This window comes from Nonomuraea sp. NPDC000554, from assembly GCF_040300065.1.
Lineage (GTDB): Bacteria > Actinomycetota > Actinomycetes > Streptosporangiales > Streptosporangiaceae > Nonomuraea.
On the sequence record NZ_JBEPDC010000004.1, the window covers coordinates 422797 to 443792 of the forward strand.

20 protein-coding genes are annotated in these 20996 nt (G+C 71.2%); 10 read left to right on the forward strand and 10 right to left on the reverse strand.

What is annotated here, in order from left to right:
* Window positions 1-74: 74 nt before the first annotated feature.
* Window positions 75-407 carry an ArsR/SmtB family transcription factor gene (locus ABT294_RS10895; RefSeq protein WP_043615149.1) on the forward strand — a complete coding sequence of 111 codons (333 nt, stop codon included), beginning with the start codon at window positions 75-77 and terminating at the stop codon, window positions 405-407.
* Here the strand turns inward: ABT294_RS10895 and ABT294_RS10900 are convergent.
* The gene (locus ABT294_RS10900) at window positions 404-967 is read right to left on the reverse strand and encodes a hypothetical protein (RefSeq protein ID WP_350805057.1); all 564 of its coding nucleotides are present in this window, start codon (window positions 965-967) and stop codon (window positions 404-406) included. The two genes, ABT294_RS10895 and ABT294_RS10900, sit on opposite strands and share 4 nt — an antisense overlap.
* A gap of 76 nt (window positions 968-1043) precedes the next feature.
* Between ABT294_RS10900 and ABT294_RS10905 the strand changes: the two genes are divergently transcribed.
* Window positions 1044-1556, forward strand: a complete 513-nt coding sequence (locus tag ABT294_RS10905; protein WP_350805058.1) for a PadR family transcriptional regulator — start codon at window positions 1044-1046, stop codon at window positions 1554-1556.
* 9 nt (window positions 1557-1565) lie between these two features.
* On the forward strand, window positions 1566-2444 hold the full coding sequence (locus tag ABT294_RS10910; RefSeq protein ID WP_350805059.1) for a 1,4-dihydroxy-2-naphthoyl-CoA synthase: 879 nt from the start codon (window positions 1566-1568) through the stop codon (window positions 2442-2444).
* A gap of 53 nt (window positions 2445-2497) precedes the next feature.
* Here ABT294_RS10910 and ABT294_RS10915 read toward each other — a convergent pair whose 3' ends face one another.
* The 4 genes from ABT294_RS10915 to ABT294_RS10930 all read right to left on the reverse strand — a co-directional run bounded on the left by ABT294_RS10915 (window position 2498) and on the right by ABT294_RS10930 (window position 5323).
* Window positions 2498-2851 carry a MerR family transcriptional regulator gene (locus ABT294_RS10915; protein ID WP_350805060.1) on the reverse strand — a complete coding sequence of 118 codons (354 nt, stop codon included), beginning with the start codon at window positions 2849-2851 and terminating at the stop codon, window positions 2498-2500.
* Between the two features lie 10 nt (window positions 2852-2861).
* Complete coding sequence (locus ABT294_RS10920) at window positions 2862-3620, reverse strand: SDR family NAD(P)-dependent oxidoreductase (RefSeq protein ID WP_350805062.1); 759 nt, start codon at window positions 3618-3620, stop codon at window positions 2862-2864.
* A gap of 47 nt (window positions 3621-3667) precedes the next feature.
* Window positions 3668-4336, reverse strand: coding sequence for an HPP family protein (locus ABT294_RS50835; protein WP_502912007.1), 669 nt, complete (start codon window positions 4334-4336; stop codon window positions 3668-3670).
* 126 nt (window positions 4337-4462) lie between these two features.
* Entirely contained in the window at window positions 4463-5323 is an 861-nt protein-coding gene (locus tag ABT294_RS10930; RefSeq protein WP_350805065.1) for an alpha/beta fold hydrolase, read from the reverse strand.
* Between the two features lie 91 nt (window positions 5324-5414).
* On the opposite strand from ABT294_RS10930, the gene ABT294_RS10935 reads away from it, so the two are divergent.
* Entirely contained in the window at window positions 5415-5939 is a 525-nt protein-coding gene (locus tag ABT294_RS10935) for a CGNR zinc finger domain-containing protein (RefSeq protein ID WP_350805066.1), read from the forward strand.
* A gap of 3 nt (window positions 5940-5942) precedes the next feature.
* Here the strand turns inward: ABT294_RS10935 and ABT294_RS10940 are convergent, their stop codons facing one another.
* Window positions 5943-6875 (reverse strand): NADP-dependent oxidoreductase, encoded by a 933-nt coding sequence (locus tag ABT294_RS10940; RefSeq protein WP_350805068.1) that lies wholly within the window; start codon window positions 6873-6875, stop codon window positions 5943-5945.
* Window positions 6876-7056: 181 nt separating this feature from the next.
* Between ABT294_RS10940 and ABT294_RS10945 the strand changes: the two genes are divergently transcribed.
* From ABT294_RS10945 to ABT294_RS10955, 3 genes are read left to right on the forward strand one after another with little or no spacing between them, the layout of a single operon-like run.
* Entirely contained in the window at window positions 7057-7572 is a 516-nt protein-coding gene (locus ABT294_RS10945) for a hypothetical protein (RefSeq protein WP_350805069.1), read from the forward strand.
* Entirely contained in the window at window positions 7572-9668 is a 2097-nt protein-coding gene (locus ABT294_RS10950; protein WP_350805070.1) for a flotillin family protein, read from the forward strand. Before ABT294_RS10945 ends, ABT294_RS10950 begins: the two co-directional genes overlap by 1 nt.
* A gap of 2 nt (window positions 9669-9670) precedes the next feature.
* The gene (locus ABT294_RS10955) at window positions 9671-14539 is read left to right on the forward strand and encodes a DNA repair ATPase (RefSeq protein WP_350805071.1); all 4869 of its coding nucleotides are present in this window, start codon (window positions 9671-9673) and stop codon (window positions 14537-14539) included.
* On the opposite strand, the gene dapA is transcribed toward ABT294_RS10955, so the two are convergent.
* Window positions 14517-15404: a 4-hydroxy-tetrahydrodipicolinate synthase gene (gene dapA, locus ABT294_RS10960; RefSeq protein ID WP_350805072.1), complete on the reverse strand. Its 888-nt coding sequence runs from the start codon at window positions 15402-15404 to the stop codon at window positions 14517-14519. The two genes, ABT294_RS10955 and dapA, sit on opposite strands and share 23 nt — an antisense overlap.
* A gap of 187 nt (window positions 15405-15591) precedes the next feature.
* Between dapA and ABT294_RS10965 the strand changes: the two genes are divergently transcribed.
* A complete protein-coding gene (locus tag ABT294_RS10965) occupies window positions 15592-16461 on the forward strand; it encodes a LysR family transcriptional regulator (protein WP_350805073.1) in 870 nt (289 codons plus the stop codon).
* Between the two features lie 27 nt (window positions 16462-16488).
* On the opposite strand, the gene ABT294_RS10970 is transcribed toward ABT294_RS10965, so the two are convergent.
* Window positions 16489-17076 (reverse strand): TetR/AcrR family transcriptional regulator, encoded by a 588-nt coding sequence (locus tag ABT294_RS10970; RefSeq protein ID WP_350805074.1) that lies wholly within the window; start codon window positions 17074-17076, stop codon window positions 16489-16491.
* 82 nt (window positions 17077-17158) lie between these two features.
* Here ABT294_RS10970 and ABT294_RS10975 point away from each other — a divergent pair, with 82 nt between their 5' ends.
* Window positions 17159-18118, forward strand: a complete 960-nt coding sequence (locus tag ABT294_RS10975) for a quinone oxidoreductase family protein (RefSeq protein WP_350805075.1) — start codon at window positions 17159-17161, stop codon at window positions 18116-18118.
* 25 nt (window positions 18119-18143) lie between these two features.
* On the opposite strand, the gene ABT294_RS10980 is transcribed toward ABT294_RS10975, so the two are convergent.
* Window positions 18144-19076, reverse strand: a complete 933-nt coding sequence (locus ABT294_RS10980) for a serine hydrolase domain-containing protein (RefSeq protein WP_350805076.1) — start codon at window positions 19074-19076, stop codon at window positions 18144-18146.
* A gap of 128 nt (window positions 19077-19204) precedes the next feature.
* Between ABT294_RS10980 and ABT294_RS10985 the strand changes: the two genes are divergently transcribed.
* On the forward strand, window positions 19205-20185 hold the full coding sequence (locus ABT294_RS10985) for a polyprenyl synthetase family protein (protein WP_350805077.1): 981 nt from the start codon (window positions 19205-19207) through the stop codon (window positions 20183-20185).
* Window positions 20186-20217: 32 nt separating this feature from the next.
* Here ABT294_RS10985 and ABT294_RS10990 read toward each other — a convergent pair whose 3' ends face one another.
* Window positions 20218-20943 carry a class I SAM-dependent methyltransferase gene (locus ABT294_RS10990; RefSeq protein ID WP_350805078.1) on the reverse strand — a complete coding sequence of 242 codons (726 nt, stop codon included), beginning with the start codon at window positions 20941-20943 and terminating at the stop codon, window positions 20218-20220.
* Between the last annotated feature and the right edge of the window lie 53 nt (window positions 20944-20996).

Below are 20996 nucleotides of genomic sequence, written 5' to 3' on the forward strand. Positions count from 1 at the left end.
GTCCCCGCTGTCATGCTATCCAACAACGTTACGACTTGAAGAATTATGCAACTGCGCTGGATTAGTCTGACACTATGCACGTGGAGGTCTACCAGGCCAAGGCCGACTTCTTCCGAACGCTCGGCCACCCCGCTCGCATCCGGGTGTTGGAGCTGCTCCAGGAAGGACCGCTCCCCGTACGGGATCTTCTCGCCCAGATCGACATCGAGGCGTCCAGCCTCTCCCAGCAACTGGCGGTGCTACGCAGGGCAGGAATCGTCAGCGCAATCCGAGAAGGAAGCACGGTGGTCTACACGCTGGCCACGCCCGAGCTGGCAGATCTGCTCGGAGCCGCCCGGCGCATCCTCACCGACATGCTCGCCGACCAGGGCGAACTGCTGGCGGAGCTGAGAGCCGAGGTCACCTAGTTCCCTGCGGCACCCGCGCGGGCCCGTACGGCCTTCGGGTACACGGCCGTGAAGACGCTCGGGACGACGAAGCTGAGCACCTTGACGGCGATGACCAGCGCGGTCGCGTGCGGCGCGGCCGCGAGCACCAGCGTCAGGGTGACCGCGGCGACGGTGAACGCGCACGCCCAGGCCACGGTGATGACCACGTTGACCCGGTGGAACAGCGGAGAGTCCCAGGCTTCCTTGGGGGCCATCGTGCGCGCGATTCCCAGCGTGAACGGCTTGCGGATGGCCAGCGACCCCCAGGCGGTGCCCGCCAGCCAGACGTTGACCAGGGCCGGCCCGTACGGCGTGAGCGGCGAGTGCGGATCGATCAGCGACAGCACCGTGAGGCAGGCGAAGAACACCACGGCGCTGGACTCGATCACGATCTCGTCCCAGGCCTTGCCGGACCGGCGGTCGACGGCGACGAGCGCCACCGCGATGACGAGCCCGGTGATGGCTCCCCAGCGCCACTCGTCGCCGGTGGCGATGACGGCGTAGACGATCCAGGGCAGGAAACCCAGCAGACCGCGCATGTGATGCTCCCTATGACATTCCTATGCAGACATGTCGAAAGTAGAACCTCCATGCAGGATATGTCAATATAGGAATATGAGTCTTCGACACGCTGTGCTGGGCCTGCTGTCCGAGGGGGCCGCGAGCGGATACGACCTGATGAAACTGTTCGACGTCTCGCTGGCCAACGTCTGGCCGGCGACGCAGAGCCAGCTCTACTCCGAACTGGGCAAACTCGCCGAAGCCGGGCTGGTCCGCGTGGCCGCCGAAGGGCCACGCGGCCGCAAAGAGTACTCCATCACCGACGAGGGGCTGGCCGAGCTGCGCCACTGGGTGACCGAGGTCGAGCCGACCAGGGTCATGCGCAGCGACATGCTCCTGCGCGTGTTCTTCCTCCACCAGGTGGACCGCCTGAAGGCCCGCGACTACCTGCGCCGCCAGCGCGAGCTGGTCGCCCAGCACGTGGAGCGGATGGAAGGCATGCGCGAGTACATCGAGAGCGGCGAGGACAACCTGTCGGTGTACGGGAGGATCGCGCTGGAGTACGGCCTGCGGCTCGGCAAGGCGCAGTGTGAATGGGCCGAATGGGCCGAGGAGCAGATCCGTTAGGCTCTGGCCATGGTCTCCGAACTGTTCGATCCCAAGGCGTGGCAGGAAGTCGAGGGGTTCGACTTCACCGACATCACCTACCACCGGGCGATCGACCAGGGAACGGTGCGCATCGCCTTCAACCGTCCCGAGGTGCGCAACGCGTTCCGTCCGCAGACCGTTGACGAGCTCTACCGGGCGCTCGACCACGCCCGGCAGACCACCGACGTCGGCTGCGTCCTGCTCACCGGCAACGGCCCCTCGCCCAAGGACGGCGGCTGGGCGTTCTGCTCCGGCGGCGACCAGCGCATCCGCGGCAAGGACGGCTACCAGTACGCCGACGGCACCCCGTCGACCGGCCGGCTGCACATCCTCGAGGTGCAGCGGCTGATCCGCTTCATGCCGAAGGTGGTCATCTGCGTGGTGCCCGGCTGGGCCGCGGGCGGCGGCCACAGCCTGCACGTCGTCGCCGACCTCACCCTGGCGAGCGAGGAGCACGCCCGCTTCAAGCAGACCGACGCCGACGTGGCCAGCTTCGACGGCGGCTTCGGCTCGGCGTACCTGGCCCGCCAGGTGGGGCAGAAGTTCGCCCGCGAGATCTTCTTCCTCGGCGACACGTACTCGGCCGCCGACGCGCACCGGATGGGGATGGTCAACGCCGTCGTCCCGCACGCCGCGCTGGAGGAGACGGCCCTGGAGTGGGCCCGCAAGATCAACGGCAAGTCGCCGACGGCGCAGCGGATGCTGAAGTTCGCGTTCAACATGATCGACGACGGGCTGGTGGGGCAGCAGGTGTTCGCGGGCGAGGCGACCCGGCTGGCCTACATGACCGACGAGGCCGCCGAGGGCCGCGACTCGTTCCTGGAGAAGCGCGCCCCCGACTGGTCCCCCTTCCCCTGGCACTTCTGACCGCTCCCGAGCAGGCGACCCCGCTGTGCTCGCCGAGGCCGTCTGCGAGGCGGCTAGGAACCTCCGGCCCGGGCCAGCACCTCGACGAGACGCCCGCGGACGACGTCCAGGGCGGCGATCTTCTCCTCCACCTCGGTGAGCCTGCTGGAGATGACCCCCGCGCTCGCCGAGCAGATCAGCGGGGCGTCGACGTCCTGATCGAGGCAGGGCAGGAAGGCCCGGACGTCATGGGCGGTGAGGCCGCTCGAGAGCAGCAGCCTGATGTTCGCCACCCGGGCGACCGCCGACTCGCCGTACTCCCGGTAGCCGTTCGGAGCTCGCCGGGGGTGCAGCAGGCCCTGCTCCTCGTAGTACCGCAGCGCCTTGACGGTGACGCCTGCCTTGCTCGCCAGCTCCCCGATCAACATCGCCCTGCCCTCATCCGGACGCGCCCAGCCCACCATCGACACGGACGACCGTACCGGTGAGGTACGCAGCCTCGGGACGCGTCACGTTCACGATCCACCAGGCGATCTCCTCCGGCTGGGCGATCCGGCCGAGCGGGATCCGGGCCCGGAGCTCCTTCCCCAGCTCGATGAGCTGTTCGTCCGAGAAGCCGGCGTGGCTCAGCACCGGCGTCGACGTCACCCCGGGGGCCACCGACACGACGCGGATGCCGCGCTGCGCGAGCTCGACGGCCCACGTGTGGGTCAGGAAGTCGAGAGCCACCTTCGTGGCGCCGTAGACCGAGTTGCGCGGCCAGCCGTAGTAGGGCGGGTTGGACGTGACGTTCACGATCACGCCACCCGCCTCCAGGTGCGGCAGGGCGTGCTGCGCGAGGAACACGGGCGCCAGGAGGTTCGTGGCGATCTGCTCCTCGGCGACCTGCCTGTCGATCGCGCCGAGCAGCGCCGGACGGGTGATCGCGGCGTTGTTGACCAGGACGTCGATGCGGCCGAACGCGTCGAGCGCGGCGGCGACGATGCCGGCAGGGGCGTCGGGATCGGCGACGTCGGCCACGAACGTCCGGATGCCCGGGGCTTCCTTGGCGGTCTCCGCCAGCCGTTCCGCGGTCCTGCCGACGACGAGGACCTCGGCGCCCGCGGCGGCGAACTGCCGCGCCGCCGCACGGCCTATCCCGGTGCCTCCCCCGGTGATGAGCACTGTCCGGCAGTGTAGGGTGTTCGTCTGTTCCATGGCCGGGACGCTAAGCCCTGCCCTTGGGGGCAAGGTCAAGTCGTCCGCTACCGCCAGGAGGCCGGGTAGTCGTGGCCGGGCAGGGCCCTGCCGATGACCAGGCCGGCCACGATCACGAGAGCGCTCGCGGACAGGACCGGAGTGAGCAGGTACAGGGGTGCGGGGGCGGTGAGTCCGACCAGCGCGGCCGTGGCCGCCGCCGGAGGGTGCGGGGCACGCAGCAGCATCATCGGGGCCAGGGACAGCGCGGTCGCCACCGCCGCCGTCCAGACGGACGGGCCCGCGACGGCCGTCGCCCCGAGCGCCAGGGCTGTCGCGCTGAGATGCCCGACGACGATGCTGCGCGGCTGCGCGAACGGCGCGCCCGGCGCCATGGCCACGAGCGCGGCGGTCGCGACGAACGGCAGCGCGAACAGGGCCAGCCCGGTAGCGGTGGTGACGGCGGCCAGCAGGAGCAGCAGCACCAGCAACGCCATCACCGCCTTCACAACCCCCCAGACGGACGGCCTTCCCAACCCGCCCTTGTCCCGAGAAGCGGGAACCCCCTCCCGCGGAGACGTGACGTGCGAGGAGCCGTCTCCCGAGGGCGTGCCACGCGCGGACGCCACGAACACCGAGGCCTCCCGCGAGGGCCTCAGGTGCGCAGACGCTTCGCGCACGGACGCACCCGTCGTCGTGAAATGAGGGGGATGCCCGCTACGGCGGCGCTGGGCCACAAAGACCTCCGGTAAACGGCGAGCGCCCTGAGCGGACGCGAAAGCGAACGGATACGTTCACACGGGCGCGAAGCGGGCAGGCAGCCGCCCTGAGAGTCATGCGCCCGGCGGCCCCGGGTGGGGAGGTCAGTCCGGGAGGGTGCGGAGGAAGGTGCGGGCGAGGGCGGCGATCTGGGGGCCGCGGGTTTCGAGGGCGAAGTGCCCGGCGTCCAGGAGCTGGACGCGCGCGTTCTTGACGTCGCGGGCGAAGGCCAGGGCGCCCTCCGGGCCGAAGATCTCGTCGTGGCGGCCCCAGACCGCCAGCACCGGCGGCTGGTGGCTGCGCAGGTACTCCTGCCACTGCGGGTACCGCTCCACGTTGGTGCCGTAGTCGCGGAAGAGCGCGAGCTGGATCTCCTGGTTGCCAGGACGGTCGAGGAGGGCCTGGTCGAGCGCCTCCTTGTCGGGGTTGACGAGGGTGACGTCGCGGACCCCGTGCGTGTACTGCCAGTGCGTGGCCTGCCGGGTGTAGTTCTCGCGCAGGGGCGCGAGGTTCTGCTCGGACGGGTCGTTCCACACGGTGCGGAGCGTCTCCCAGAACGGCGTCAGCCCCTCCTCGTACGCGTTGCCGTTCTGGGTGATGAGGCCGGTGATCCGGTCGGGGTGGCGCAGCGCGAGCCGGAAGCCGACGGGCGCCCCGTAGTCGTGGACGTAGAGGGCGTACCGGGTGAGCCCGAGCGTGTCGAGGAGCTGGTCGACCACGTCGGCGAGGTGGTCGAAGGTGTACTCCCAGGTGTCGGCGGCGGGGGCCGAGCTGTGCCCGAAGCCGGGGTAGTCGGGGGCGACCAGGTGGAACTCGTCCGACAGCGCGACGATCAGTTCCTGGTACGCGATGGACGAGGTGGGGAAGCCGTGCAGCAGCACCAGCGTGGGTGCGGACGGGTCGCCCGCCTCCCGGTAGAACACCTCAAGCCCCTCGATCACCGCCGTGCGGTAGCGAATCCTCACAACGCCCTCTCTTAACCTGCTAAATCGCTTTTGTCGGTTAAGTGATAGCATGGTGCTACCTAACCAGTCAAATCGCTTTGAGAGGTTAACGGTGAGAGTCCGCCCGCTCCGTGGCGAGCCCGTGGCGCTCGACCTGGTCGACACCGTGTGGATGGAGCACGGGAGCCTGGCCGACCAGTTCGACGACCCGGAGGGGGTGCGCGCCTGGCTCGACGACCACGACCTCCCCGGCGCCGACGACCTCGACCGCGTCCGCGACCACCTGGTCGAGGCCCGCGACGCGCTGCGCGGCGCCCTCGACGGGCGCGGCCCCGGACGCCTGAACGCCGTGCTCGGCCACGGCAGCCTGCGGCCACAGGTGCGCGGCGCCGAGCCGTACGAGGTGGTCGTGGTGGATGATCCGTCCTGGCACGCGGCGTGGGTGGCGGCGGCGGACCTCGTCAGGATCCTGCGCGAGCGGCCTGACCGCGTGCGCAAGTGCGCCAACCCGGAGTGCGTGCTCTGGTACCTGGACGTCAGCAAGAACGGCAGCCGCCGCTGGTGCTCCATGGACGTGTGCGGCAACCGGGCCAAGGTGGGCCGTTTCCACCAGCGGCAGCGAACGGCCCACCGGTGAGCGTCAACCGACGAGCAGGGCGATCTTGCCGCGTCCGTGCCCGGTCTCGATCTCGCGGTGCGCGTCGGCGGCCTGGTCCAGCCGGTACGTCCGGCGGATGAGGAACTTCAGCCTGCCGTCGGCGTACTGGGCGGCGTAGCGGCCGAGGCGTTCGGCGGTCCGCTCGCCCCGGGTCACCTTGATGCCCAGCCCGTCCGCCTTGGCGTGCTCGACCAGCGTGAGGATGCGCGGGCGGTGCTCGACCAGCTCCAGCGACACGTCGAGCGCCTCGCCGCCCGCGCCGTCGAGCACCGCGTCCACCACCCCGCCGGGCGCGAGGGCGCGCACCCGGTCCGCCAGGCCCGCGCCGTAGGTCACGGGGATCGCGCCGAGCTCGCGCAGGTAGGCGTGGTTCGCCTCGCGCGCCGTGCCGATGACCGTGGCGCCTCGTGACACCGCGATCTGCACGGCGGCGGTGCCGACCGCGCCGGCCGCGCCGTGGATCAGGAGCGTGTCGTCCGGGCCGACGGCGAGCCCGTCCACGGCCAGTTCGGCGGTCTGCACGGCGGCGGTCAGCGCGCCCGCGACCTCCCAGGGCACGCCGTCCGGCTTGGACGTCACCTGCGACGCGGCCACCACGACGTACTCCGCGTAGCTGTTCAACAGGGAGAACCCGAGCACCTCGGCTCCCTCCGAGACCCCGGTCACCCCCTCGCCGACCTGGTCCACCACGCCCGCGAACTCGTTGCCCGGGATGCGGGGCAGCTCGCCGGTGACACCCGCGGGGACCCAGCCCGCGCGCACGGCGGCGTCGAACGGCTGCACGCCCGCCGCCCTGACCCGGACCCGCACCTGGCCCGGCCCCGCCTGGGGCGCCGGGAGCTCCATCACCTGAAGGACGTCCGGGCCACCGGGGGACGCGAACGCGGCTGCTCTCATGACTTCTTCTGCACTCATGCAGCCGAGCCTGCAACCTCGACCATGGTTGAGGTCAAGTCGTACGAAATTTCATGCTTTCTCGGGAACCTTCCCCTTTACCTGTTCTTTATATGGATACATAGTTCGTCAGCATCACAGGGGGATGGGACAAACGGGGCCGATGACGGAGTTCATGCATGCCGCGATGAGCTTTCCGACGGTGATTTTCACTTTTCTGCTGCTGGTGGTCGCCGGATACTGGCTCGTCGTCCTCACGGGTCTCCTGGAACTCGACGACACCGGCGCGCACTGGCTCGGCCTGGGCGGCGTGCCCGCCGGGATCGCGCTCTCGCTGATGATCGCGATGGCCTGGCTGCTCAGCCTGGTCGGCAGCCGGCTCGTGAGCGGCCCGCCGCTGCTGGCCGTCCCGCTGATCGCCCTGGTGGGAGCGTGGCTGGCCACCCGCGCGGCGCTGCGGCCGCTGCGCCGCCTGTTCGCGGGAGAGCGCGGGACCACCCGTGGCGACCTCGTCGGCCGGCCGTGTGTGATCCGCACCGGGGAGGCCACCAACGACTTCGGCCAGGCCGAGGTGACCGCCCCCGACGGCTCCTCGGCGGTCGTCCAGGTCCGGACGACCGGACAGGACCGACTCACACGCGGCGAAACCGCCCTCATCTTCGAATACGACGGACACGGCGAGTTCTTCTGGGTCATGCCCTACGAAAGTGAGCATTGATGGGTGTAATCTCCACCGGTTTAGGAATTTTCCTGGCAGTCATCCTGGTGATCGTGCTGGCTCTGCTCATCACCATCAGCCGCCTTTTCCGCAAGGTCGAGCAGGGCAAAGCGCTGATCGTCTCCAAGGTCAACAAGGTGGACGTGACGTTCACCGGCGCCGTGGTCCTCCCCGTCTTCCACAAGGCGGAGACCATGGACATCTCCGTCAAGACCATCGAGATCGAGCGCACCGGCCGCGAGGGCCTGATCTGCCGCGACAACATCCGCGCCGACATCAAGATCGCGTTCTTCGTCCGGGTCAACAAGACGGCCGAGGACGTCATCAAGGTCGCCCAGGCCATCGGCACCGTGCGCGCCAGCGACGAGGCGACGCTGCAGGAGCTGTTCAGCGCCAAGTTCTCCGAGGCGCTCAAGACCGCCGGCAAGCAGCTCGACTTCGTCGATCTCTACACCAAGCGGGACGAGTTCCGCGACCAGATCGTCCGGCTCATCGGCACCGACCTGAACGGCTACAGCCTGGAAGACGCGGCCATCGACTACCTGGAGCAGACCTCGCTGATCGCCCTCGACAAGAGCAACATCCTGGACGCGCAGGGCATCCGCAAGATCACCGAGCTGACCGCGATCGAGCACGTGCGCACCAACGAGTTCCAGCGCAACGAGGAGAAGGAGATCACCCGCCAGAACGTGGACGCCCGCGAGGCCATCCTCGAACTGGAGCGCCGCCAGGCCGACGCCGAGCTCAAGCAGCGGCGCGAGATCGAGACCGTCAAGGCCCGCGAGGAGGCGGAGATCGCCCGCGTCCAGGCCGAGGAGCGGCTGAAGGCGCAGACCGCCAACATCAGGACCGACGAGCAGCTCGGCGTCCAGCACGAGAACCGGGCGCGCGAGGTGGCGGTCGCGGAGAAGAACCGCGAGCGGGTGATCGCGATCGAGAGCGAGCGGATCGAGAAGGACCGCATGCTGGAGGTCATCTCCCGCGAGCGGGAGACCGAGCTGTCGCGCATCGCCAAGGACAAGGAGATCGAGACCGAGAAGCGGTCGATCGCCGAGGTCGTGCGCGAGCGCATCGCCGTCGACAGGACGGTGGCCGAGCAGGAGGAGAGCATCAAGCGGCTGCGCGTGGTCGAGGAGGCCGAGCGCACCCGGCAGAGCCTGATCATCGCGGCCGAGGCCGAGGCGCAGGAGAACCTGGTCAAGGACATCAAGGCGGCCGAGGCCGCGGAGGCGGCCTCCAAGTTCAGGGCGCGCGAGGAGCTGGTGCTCGCGGAGGCCAGGCAGCAGGCCGCCGAGCTCGACACACGCGCCAAGATCCGGCTGGCGGAGGGCGTCCAGGCGGAGTCGGCGGCGTCCGGCCTGGCGCAGGTCCAGGTCAAGGAGCGGGACGCGGAAGCGATCGAGAAGGTCGGCCGCGCGGAGGCGCTGGTGCTCGGCGAGAAGCTCAGGGCCGAGGCCGAAGGAGCCAGAGCGCTGGCCGTCGTGGACGGCGACCGGCTCAAGGCCCAGGCCGAGGGCGAGCAGGCGATGGCGCTGGCGGCGGCAGCGGCGGTGGGCGAGAAGCTCAAGGCCGAGGCCGAGGGTCTGACGGAGAAGGCGGCGGCGATGGCCGCGCTGGACGAGGCGAGCCGGGCGCACGAGGAGTACCGCCTGCGGCTGGAGGCCGACAAGGAGATCCGGCTCAAGCACATCGACGTCACCCGGCAGGTGGCGGAGTCGCAGGCGTCCGTGCTGGCGGCGGGGCTGGCCCAGGCGAACATCGACATCGTCGGCGGCGACACCATGTTCTTCGACAAGGTGGTCGGCGCGATCACCGCGGGCAAGGTCGTCGACGGCTTCGTCGAGCACTCGCAGGTGACGCAGTCGCTGGCGGGGCCGTACCTCAACGGGACGGCCAGCCTCCCGGCGGACCTCGCCGCGGTGATCGGCGGCGTTCGCACCGAGGACGTCAAGAACCTGACGGTGTCGGCCCTGCTCATGCGGCTCATCCAGCGGGGCGGCCCGGACTCGACGGCCCTCGGCGAGCTCCTGGAGACCGCCCGCCGTCTCGGCGTGGCCGACTCCTCCGTCTCCGCGCTCGCGGCGGCGAAGGCCTGACGATGACGGAACAGCTCGACGCCGGAACCTACGAGGTGCTCAGGAACCGGCTGGAGGTTCAGGCCAAGGCGCTGGCGGCGGTCGCCGAGGAGGTGAACCGCGAGCGGCTGGCGGTGTTCGGCGCCACCGAGCTCCGCCTGCTCGGCACCGAGCGCATCCGGACGGAGAACAACTGCGTCCCGAGGGACATCGTCTCTCTGGGGGACGTGATGCTGTTCGGGTACAACGTCTTCATCGGCCTGAAGCCCGAGACGTCCGTCGCCGACGTCTTCTCGGTGCACCGCTTCAGCAGGGACGGCGACACCTTCACCTTCGCGCCCGGGACGCTGCCGACCCTCGACGACCCCGCCTTCCTCAAGGACTTCGCCGAGCTGTACCGCTACTACAAGGACGCCGGCCTCCAGCAGCTCAGGCGGGTCGAGGGGAAGCTGCTGGCGGTCTTCCAGACCGGGCCGGGCGACACGAGGGTCCTGCGCTGGACGGTCAACACCGCCGGGGTCCCGAAATATCAGGACAATCGCGGGGAGCGTGACCACGCCTTCCCCCCGTCCCACGACTTCACCTGGACGCCCACCACCCGCGACGACCACGTCCTCGGCCGCCACCCGCACATCTCGATCGGCGGCGAGGTGTTCGTCGAGACGGTCGGCGGCGACCTCACCATCAAGATCGAGAACAACACGGAGACGGGCGAGGGCATCTACGCCGAGCCCGTCGACGAGCCTCTCCAGAGCCTCGCGGACGCCGACGTCGAGCACGCCAGGGTCGGCCCCCTGATACTCCTCCGGATCAGGCCGTACAAGGAGGAAGCCTGGCGCCACCTGGTGTTCAACACCCGGACCAAGTCCGTGACCAGGCTCGACGGCATCGGCCGGGCCTGCCGCCGCCTCCCGGAGGACCAGGGGCTGATCTTCCCCGGCGGCTACTACCTGGCCACCGGCGTCAGCAAGACGTTCGACGCCGACGTCACGGACCTCGAGTTCGAGCGCGTGGTCCGCGCCCCCAACGGTGAGGACGCCCTGTACGTCTTCCGCGCCAGGGGCGACGGCCGGTCGCTGCTGCTGCCGTACAACGTGATCAGGAAGGAGGTGGCCAACCCGGTCGCCTGCCACGGCTACTCGCTGTTCGACGACGGCACGATGGTGGTCTTCCGCGCCACCTCCGAGGAGCCGACCCGGGTCCACCCCATGCAGGTCTGGCAGACCCCGTACGTGTCCGACGCCTACGCCGCCGCGCGGCCGGTGGGCGCGGGACCGCTGGAGCGCATCGGCAACGCCGAGCTGGTGCGCGGGCTGTCCGACTGCCTGTCGATCGGCCGCATGATCGAGGAGATGGCGCCGTCGGCCGCGACGTTCGAGGCGCTGATCGACGCCTGCACCCGCGCCTTCGACCACTACCACTGGCTGGGCGAGCAGGGTCTGGGCGAGCCGCTCGCCGACGTGCGCGCCACCGCGGAACAGGTCCTGGACGAGTACGAGCACGTCGAGCAGCTCACCGCCCAGGCCCGGCGGACGCTGGACGAGGCCGCCGAGCAGACGACCACCCTGATCCGGCAGGTCAGGGCCGACTCCCCCGCCACGGCCGACGGTTGGGTGAGCCTGCTGGCCACGCTGCGCAGGACGCAGGGACGGCTGGTGACGCTGCGCGAGGTCCGCTACCTCGACCTCGCCCGGCTCGACGCGCTGGCCGAGGAGCTGGCCGCCGAGCTGGTCTCGGCAGGCGGCAGAGCCGTGGCCTTCCTGGAGGGCGAGGACGCGTTCACCGGCTACCACGAGGCCGTGGAGCGGCTCGCCGCCGAGGCCGCCGCGATCTCCACGGTGGCCGGCGCGGAGCCCGTCACCGAGCGGCTGGCCACCCAGGCGGAGGGGCTGGAGGTCGTCACCGAGGTCGTCGGCTCGCTGGACATCGCCGACGCCACCGTCCGCACCGGCATCCTGGAGCGGATCGCCGAGGTGCTGGGCGGCGTCAACCGGGCGCGGGCCGTCCTGGAAGGGCGCAGGAAGGAGCTGCTCGGCGCGGAGGGGCGGGCGGCCTTCGCGGCCGAGTTCGCGCTGCTCGGGCAGGCCGTCACCGGCGCCCTGGCGGTCGCCGACACGCCCGGCAGGTGCGACGAGCAGCTCGGACGGCTGATGCTGCGCCTGGAAAACCTGGAGTCCCGCTTCGGCGAGTTCGACGACTTCGCGTCCCAGCTCGCCGCCCAACGCGACGACGTCTACGAGGCGTTCTCCGCACGCAAGCAGACGCAGTTGGACGCGCTCGCCCGCCGCGCCGACCGGATCTTCGCCTCCGCCGAGCGGGTGCTGGGCAGCGTCGCCAGGAGGACGTCCACGCTGGGCTCGCTGGACGAGGTCAACACCTACTTCGCCACCGACCCGATGGTGACCAGGCTGCACGCGGTGGCCGCCGAGCTGCGCGAGCTGGGCGACCAGGTGCGGGCCGAGGAGCTGGAGGGCCGCGTCAAGGCCGCCCAGCAGGAGGCCGGACGGACCCTGCGGGACCGCCTGGACCTGTTCGCGGACGGCGGCGAAACACTCCGCCTGGGACGCCACCGCTTCGCCGTCAACACCCAGCCCATCGACCTCACGCTGGTTCCGGCGGAGAACGGCGTCCAGTTCGCCATCACCGGCACCGACTACCGCGCCCCCGTGCCGGCCGCCTTCGCCGACACCCGCCCCTTCTGGGACCAGCTGCTCGTCTCCGAGACGCCGGAGGTCTACCGGGCCGAGCACCTGGCGGCGTCCCTGGTGGACCGGGTCACGTCCGGCACGTCCCTGCCGGACCTGGTGCGGCGGGCGGCCGAGGAGCGCTACGACGAGGGCTACGAGCGCGGCGTCCACGACCACGACGCCACCGCCATCCTCGACACGCTGCTCAGGCTGCGCGAGGGAGCCGGGCTGCTGCGCTACCTCCCCGAGGCCAGGGCCGCCGCCCAGCTCTTCTGGACGTTCGGGATCGACGAGGTTTCACGTAAAACATTGACCACGCGGGCCGTGTCGCTGGTGCGCGCCCGCTCGGTCTTCGGCCCGTCCCCGGCCCTGGAGGCGCTGTCAGCCGAGCTGTCCGCACAGATCGGGACGTTCCTGACGAGCCTCGCCAAGCCCGCTCCCGACGCAGGGGCGGGCCTCGCCCGGCCCGCCCTGGACGCCGGGGCCGCTCGGGACGCCGGCGAGTACCTGGTCGAGGAGCTGGCCGCCAACCCGGCGGGGTTCGTCACCAGCGCGGCGGCGCGCGGCCTGCTCGACCGGTTCCGCCAGACGCTCGGCCCGGCCAGGGCCCGCGAGTTCGACGAGGAGCTGGCGGCGCTGCCGCTCACCGAGCGGATCCAGCTGGCCGACGCCTGGCTCGGCGCCTTCGAGCAGGCCCCAGAGCTGCCCGAGGCGCTGGCCGTCCAGCTCTGCGACCTGCCCAGGCACGACTCCAGCGCCACGGTCACCGCCACCGTCGAGACCCTGCTCGGCACCCACCCCCGCATCACCGGCAGGACGCTCGAACTCCGCCTCGACGAGACCCTGTCGCGGACCCGCCGCTTCAGGACCGAGCGGGTCCCCGCCTACCGCGCCTACCAGAAGCGGCGTGGCGAGCTGCTCGCGACGGAACGGGCCAGGCTGCGGCTGGACGAGTACCGGCCCAAGGTGATGTCCGCCTTCGTCAGGAACAGGCTGCTCGACGAGGTGTACCTGCCGCTCATCGGCGACAACCTGGCCAAGCAGCTCGGGGCCGCCGGAGCGGGCAGGCGCACCGACCAGATGGGCCTGCTGCTGCTCATCTCCCCTCCCGGCTACGGCAAGACGACGCTGATGGAGTACGTGGCCAGCCGCCTCGGCCTGGTGTTCGTCAAGGTCAACGGGCCCGCGCTGGGTCACGCGGTCACCTCGCTCGACCCCGCGGAGGCGCCCGACGCGACGTCCAGGCAGGAGGTCGAGAAGATCTCCTTCGCCCTCGAGGCCGGCAACAACACGCTGCTGTACCTGGACGACATCCAGCACACCTCGCCGGAGCTGCTGCAGAAGTTCATCTCGCTGTGCGACGCGCAGCGCCGCATCGAGGGCGTCTGGAACGGCCGTGCCCGGACCTACGACCTGCGGGGCAAGCGCTTCGCGGTGTGCATGGCGGGCAACCCGTACACCGAGTCCGGGCAGCGCTTCCGCATCCCCGACATGCTCGCCAACCGGGCCGACGTGTGGAACCTGGGCGACGTCCTCTCGGGCAGGGAGGACCTGTTCGCGCTGAGCTACATCGACACGGCGCTCACCTCGAACCCCGTCCTCGCGCCCCTGTCGGCCCGCGACAGAGGGGACGTGGAGCTCCTGGTACGCCTGGCCCGCGGCGACCAGGCCGTCACGGCCGACCACCTGAAACACCCGTACGCCCGCACGGAGCTGGACCAGATCCTCAGCGTCCTGCGCAAGCTGGTCAGGGTGCGGGACGTCGTCCTGGCCAACAACCAGGCGTACATCGCCTCGGCCGCCCAGTCGGACGCCGCCCGCACCGAGCCCCCGTACCGGCTCCAGGGCTCCTACCGGAACATGAACAAGCTGGCGGAGCGGATCGTCCCGGCGATGAACGACGAGGAGCTGGAGGCGGTCGTCGACGACCACTACCTCGGCGAGGCGCAGACCCTCACCGCCGACGCCGAGGCCAACCTCCTCAAGCTGGCGGAGCTCCGCGGCCGCCTCACCCCCGCCCAGCAAGCCCGCTGGACGGAGATCAAGGCGGCCTACCTCAGGGAGAAGGCCCTGGGCGGCACGGCCGACGACCCGATGACCCGGGCGGTCGGCGCGATCGGCCTGCTCGCCGACCGCGTCGGCGAGGTCGGCACCGCCATCAGGGACGGCGCGAGCCCGACTGTCACGAGCCGCCCTCCTCGATGAGCCGCCACGCGGAGTCGGCCCGCGAGACCGACTCCGCGCTCGCGGGCAGCAGCGGCAGCCGCACGTCCGGGGTCGGGATCAGGCCGCGGGTGTGCAGCACGCCCTTGATCACGGTCGGGTTGGGCTCGGCGAACAGGGTGGCCGACAGCCTGGCGAGCCGGTGCCCCAGCGCCCTGGCCCTGGCCGTGTCTCCGGCGTGCCAGGCGTCGACCAGCTCGGCGAACCGGTCGGTGGCCAGGTGCGCGGAGGCGAGGATGCCTCCGGACGCGCCCAGCGCGAGCAGCGGCGAGACGAACGCGTCGTCGCCGCCCAGCACGTCACACCCGACGGGCAGGTCGCCGAGCAGGTCGACGGCGTCCTGGTCGATGCCGCCGGCCGCGTACTTCACTCCGGCGACCATCGGGTGCCGTCCGAGGTGGCGCAGGGTGGCGGCGCTCACCTGCTGACCCGTCCGGTAGGGGATGTGGTAGATCACCAACGGCACCGGCGTCTCCTCGGCCAGCGCCTCGAAGTGCGCGACCACGCCCCGCTCAGCCGGACGCAGGAAGTACGGCACGGTCACCAGCGCGGCGGCGATCCCGTCGGGCAGCGCCTTCAGCGCCTCCGCGGTCGAGCGTGTGGCGTTGCCCGTGACGCCGACCGTCAGCGGCACGCCGCGCTCGGCGCAGATCCGGCGGCACACGTCGATCACCCGGGACCGCTCGGCGGAGGTCAGCGCCGCGACCTCTCCGGTGGTGCCCAGCGCGACCAGCCCGGACGCGCCCTGGTCGAGGACGTGCCCGGCGAGCTTCTCGATCGCGTCGATCGCCACCTCGCCCGACGCGTCGAACGGCGTGACCAGCGGTACATGGATTCCCCTCAGCATGCTTCGAGCTTCGCGTGCCGCGACCCGTTAGGTCCAGCGCGGATTTCTGCGGTCGAGCTTAAGATCTACTGACGCTCGCTTGCTTATGGTCGACCCGGCCGAGCTTAAGTTCGACCGATGCTCGCTTGCTTATGGTCGACCCGGCCGAGCTTAAGTTCGACTGATGCTCGCCAGGTAGGCTGGCCTGATGCTCGACCCTCGCAAGCTCCGCCTCCTGCGCGAGCTCGCCCAGCGCGGCACGATCGCCGCCGTCGCCGAGGCCGTCACGTTCACGCCGTCGGCGGTGTCGCAGCAGCTCAGCGCGCTGGAGCGGGAGGCGGGCGTGCCACTGCTCGAACGCACCGGCCGCACCGTCACGCTGACACCTGCCGGGCGGCTGCTCGTCGAGCACGCGCAGGCCGTCCTGGAGCAGCTCGAACGCGCGTCGGCGGCGCTCGCCGCGGCGCGTGGCGGGCCGTCGGGGCCGCTGCGGGTCGGCGCGTTCCCCACGGCGGCGCGGGTGCTGCTGCCGCCCGCCCTCGCGGAGCTGTCGGACGCGCACCCCGCGCTGGAACCGATGATCTCCGAGATCGACCCGGCGGACGTCTCCGCCGCGCTGCGAGCGGGCGAGCTCGACGTCGCGCTCGTCCACGAGTACGACTTCGTACCGCCGGTCACCGACGCGTCACTGGAGACCGAGCCGCTGTTCAGCGAGCCCATGTACCTGACGAACCGGACCTCGATCGGCGAGGCCCGCGACGAACCGTGGATCACCAGCACGCCGGGCACGCTCTGCTACACGATGGCGATCAGGGCCTGTCAGGCGGCGGGGTTCGAGCCGCGGGTCAGGCACCACATCGACGACTACGACACCGTCCTCGCGTTCGCCGCCGCGGGCCAGGGCGTCGCGCTGGTGCCGCACCTCGCGGCGCTCGCACCCCCGCAGGGCGTGACGCTGGCCGCGCTGCCGCTGAACCGCCGCACGCTGGCCGCCTTCCGCAGGGGGTACGGCGAGCATCCGGCGGTCAGAGCGGCCGTGGCCGCCTTCCACGCCGCCATCACCCGGCTCCCTCTCTGAGGAGACCGGTCGGGGCCGTCACCCCCATCACCCGGCTCCCTCACGGAGGAGACCGGTCACCAGCTCGTCGAGGCCGGCGGCGAGCCGCCCGCCGTCCCCGGCGCGCAGCATGTCGGAGATCGGCTCCATGTGCAGCGTGCCCAGCAGGACGTGCCCGATCAGTTCGGCGTCGACGTCCGGACGGGCCTCGGCGATCAGCGCCGACACGTGGGCGTGCCAGAACACGTAGATGGGGTTGGTCTGGCGCGGCCCGCTCCTGCTGGTGGCGATGGCGTGCTCGTGCGCGGCCATCAGCCCGGCGTTGCGCGTGGCCAGCGCCACCACCGCGTCGAGGAAGGCGACGAGCCGCTCTCTCGGGGGCGCCCCCGGCCCGAGCGGCGGCGGCCCTTCCGTGGCGGCCTCCCGCAGCGCGAGCGCCCGTTCCGCCATCAGCTCCTGCATGAGGCCGATGCGGCTGCCGAAGCGGTGGAACACCGTGCCCTTGCCGACGCCCGCCGCCACGGCGACCCGCTCGACGGAGACCTGCTCGGGCGGGTGCTCCCGCAGCAGTTCCTCGGCGGCCCGCAGGATCGCCTGCCGGTTACGCGCGGCGTCGGCCCGCTCTCGACGTTCCATCCGGTCATTCTCGCCGATGGACAAACTTGACCAGCGGTCCATATATTAACTGGACCAATGGTTCAGTTATGGAGGTGCAGTCATGCGCGCGATCGTGGCGTACGAGCTGGGCGGTCCCGAGGTGCTGAAGCTGGAAGAGCGGCCGCGGCCGGTCGCGGACGAGGGCCAGATCGTCATCAGGACGGAGGCGATCGGCGTCAGCTACGCCGAGACCCAGCTCCGCGCGGGAACCCTGCCGATGCCCGTGCCGCTGCCGCTCCCCGCCGTCCTCGGCGCGGAGGCGGCGGGAGAGGTGGTCGAGGTCGGCGCGGGGGTGGACGAGGCGCTGCTCGGCACCCGCCGCGTCGGCGTGACGGGCGGGGCGGGGGCGTACGCCGAGTACGTGGCGGTGCCCGTATCGCTGACCAGCCCGCTTCCGGACGGCGTCACCCCCGTCGAGGCCGTGGCCACCGGCGCGCCCGGCGCGATCGCGCTGGCGCTGCTGCACAAGGCCGGGCTGACCGGTGGGGAGACCGTCCTGGTGGAGGCCGGGGCCAGCTCGGTCGGCGCGTACCTGATCGAGCACGCCAAGGAGCTCGGCGCGGGCAAGGTGATCGCCACCGCGGGCGCGCGGGCCAAGCGGGACCGGGCCGGCGCGCTGGGCGCCGACGAGGTGCTCGACCACCGCGAAGCCGGCTGGCCGGACGCGCTACCGGACGTGGACGTGGTCTTCGAGTCCATCGGCGGCTCGTCCGCCAGGCAGGTCCTCGGCCGTCTCACCCCGGGCACCGGCCGGATGCTCTCCTACGGCCTGCTGAGCGGCGAGCCTCCGGCCGTGACCGCCGCCGACCTCATGGAACGCGGAGTGACGGTCACCGGATGCAGCGGCCCCGCCTGGGCCGCCCAGGTGTTCGGCACCCACTACCCGGAGATCCTCGCCAGGCTCGCGAGCGGACGCAGCCGCGCCCACGTCCACGCCACCCTCCCGCTGGAGCAGATCGCCGAGGCCCACCGCCTCCTGGAAGCCCGCACAGCCCTGGGCAGGGTCCTGCTCACCCCCTGACCAGCTCCCGCGCCGCGCCCCTCGCTCAGTCCTTGAGCAGCTCTTCCATCACGGCCGAGGTGCTGGCCTGGTCGGAGTTGTAGTCGCCGGCCGTCAGGGCCGCCACCAGCCGGCGGTCGGGCGCCACCACCAGCGCCTGCCCGCCGTTGCCGTGCGCGGCGACCCAGCGGCCCGGGGTGATGTACCACTGGTAGCCGTACTCGAACCCGTCGTCGATGCGGACCCGGGACCGCAGCATCTCCCCGATCCAGCTCTCCGGCACCAGCCCGCGCCCCCCTTCGAGCACGAGCCGGCCGAGCTCGGCGAGGTCGCGCGGGCGCATCCGCAGCCCGGACGCCGCCATCGCCACCCCGCGGTAGGTCATCCACTCGGCGTCGATGCCCAGGGGCCCGAAGAGCCGCTCCCTGGCGAACTCCTCCAGCGGCGCCTTCACCCCGTCGGCGATCAGCCTGCCGATCAGCGCCGCCGCGCCCCCGCAGTACAGCCACCGCTTCCCCGGCTCCTCGATGACCGGACGCGACAGGATGTACCGGTACCGGTCGGGCGCCTCCTCCATCGCGATCTCGCTGTTGGCGCTGCTGGTGTACGGGACGCTCTCGTCCCATTCCAGCCCGAGCGTCATCGTCAGCGCGTGCTCGACCGTGAGCCGTTCCCTGCCCTCGGCCAGCTCGGGGTACTGCGGAAAATGCGCGAGCAGCCCGTCATCCGGGCTGGGCACCAGCCCGTCGCCGAGCGCGATCCCGTACAGCAGCGCGACGACGCTCTTGGTCACGGACCGGAGGTCGTGCGGTGTGCCGGCGTCGAACGTGACGTGCCCGATGGGGTCGTTGAGCCGGAAATCGTCCCCCGCCCCGTAGCGCTCCAGCACGATCTGCCCGTCCTGGACGACCACGAGACCGTGCAGGTTGGGAGCCTTGCCCGAGCTCAGCAGCTCGTCGATTCTTTCGGCGATCCCCATGACGTCCTCCTAGAGTCGGCACATCCTGGCATAGCGCCTCACACGGTGTCAGAGTCAACCGACTCCGGCTGAGAGGGGCCTCAGGGTCTCTCAGGTGTGGCACAGCGGCCGCGGCGCAGGCTGGACATATGGATCAATTGCTGAGTACGCCCGCCATCGCCCAGGGGCTGCGCAAGGTCGAGGCCAGGGTTCAGCGGCTGGGCGGGTCGTCCGCGCTGCCGGCGATCAACGACGCCGCCGGGAGGATCATCAGGGCCGGCGGCAAGCGGCTCAGGCCCGCCATGACCCTCGCCACCTCCCTCGCCCTGGGAAAGACGCCCGACCGACGCGTGGTCACGGCGGCCGCCTGCGTGGAACTGATCCACGCCGGGTCGCTGGTGCACGACGACCTCATGGACGGGGCCACCGAGCGGCGCGGCGCCCGGACGTTGAACGCCGAGCTCGGCGACGGCAGGGCGCTGGTCGTGGGCGACTTCATGCTGGCCAGGGCGGGGCTGGCCGCGATCACAGCGGTGTCCAGGCCGGTGGCCGAGGTGCTGGCGGCGGCCGTGGTGGAGCTGGCCGAGGGCCAGTACCTGGAGACGACGGACCTGTTCAACCCGCACCGGACCAAGGAGTCGGCGCTCAGGTCCATCACCGGGAAGACGGCGGCGCTGTTCCGGGCCGGATGCCTGGTGGCGGCCGTGTGCGCGCACGCGTCCGACGAGGACAGGGTGCGGATGGCCACGTACGGCGAGCGGTTCGGGCTGCTCTTCCAGATCCTCGACGACCTGCTCGACCTGACCGCGTCCAGCGAGCGGCTCGGCAAGCCGGTGGGCAACGACCTGCGCCAGGGCGTCTACAGCCTGCCGCTGCTGATGACCGGCGCGGACGTCACCGAGCTGCTCGGCAGGGACATGTCCGACGAACGGGCGGAGGAGGTGCTGCGCCGGCTGCGGGCGGGCGGGATCGTGGACATCACGCTCGCCTACTGCCGCGACCTCGCCGCGGACGCCGTCGCCGCCCTCCCGGCGATCCGCGACCAGGAGGTGGCGACCCTCCTGCGCGAGCTGCCGGACGCCTACATCCAGCGGGTGGCCTCACTCGCCCAGCTCACCCCGGTCGGCTGAGCCTGCCGCTCTCCTGAGCGGCATCGCTGCGGTCACGCGGGCTTGCGGACCTCCAGCATCCAGGTCCTGAACCAGGGGCCGCCGTACCAGAACCGCCAGCCGAGGTCGCGCCGGCGCACGTCCACGACGCCGAGGTCGCGCAGCGTGGCCTCGTACTCGGGCGTGTGCTGGAAGTCGGCGATCAGCATCAGCCCGCCGGGACGCAGCACCCGGTGCGCCTCCCTGATCGCCTTGTCGCGCCCCTCGGTGGTGGGGATGTTGTGCACGGCCAGGCTGGACACGATCGCGTCGTACGCGCCGTCCACGAAGGGCAGTTCCCGCATGTCGCCCGTGACCAGCTCGACCCGCTCGGAGACGCCCTCGCGCTCGGCGTTGGCCCTGGTGACCGTCTCTGCGTTGCCCGACTGGTCCTTGGTGCTCCACAGGTCCAGGCCGGTGGCCTCGCCGTCGGACAGCCGTCTGGCCGCCAGCATCAGCACCGCCCCGCGCCCGCAGCCGAGGTCGAGCAGCCGCTCGTCTCCGCGCAGCCGGCCGAGCTCCTCCTTCCAGACGGCGAACTTGCCGCCCCGGGTGGTGTAGACGTAGCTTGCCGCGCTGGCGAGCGTGTACAGCGCGCCGATCAGGAAGGCGATTCCGGCAGCGGGGACGTCGAAGGCGAAGGACACCGCCGCGAGCGCCAGCAGGCCGAGCGCCCCCAGGACGAGGCCGCCAAGCGCCCAGGGAGCATCGAACCCATAGCTTCCATGTCGATCACTCACAATTCACGTTATATCTCAAGAGTGGCTTACCGGGAATTGATCCGACACGGAAT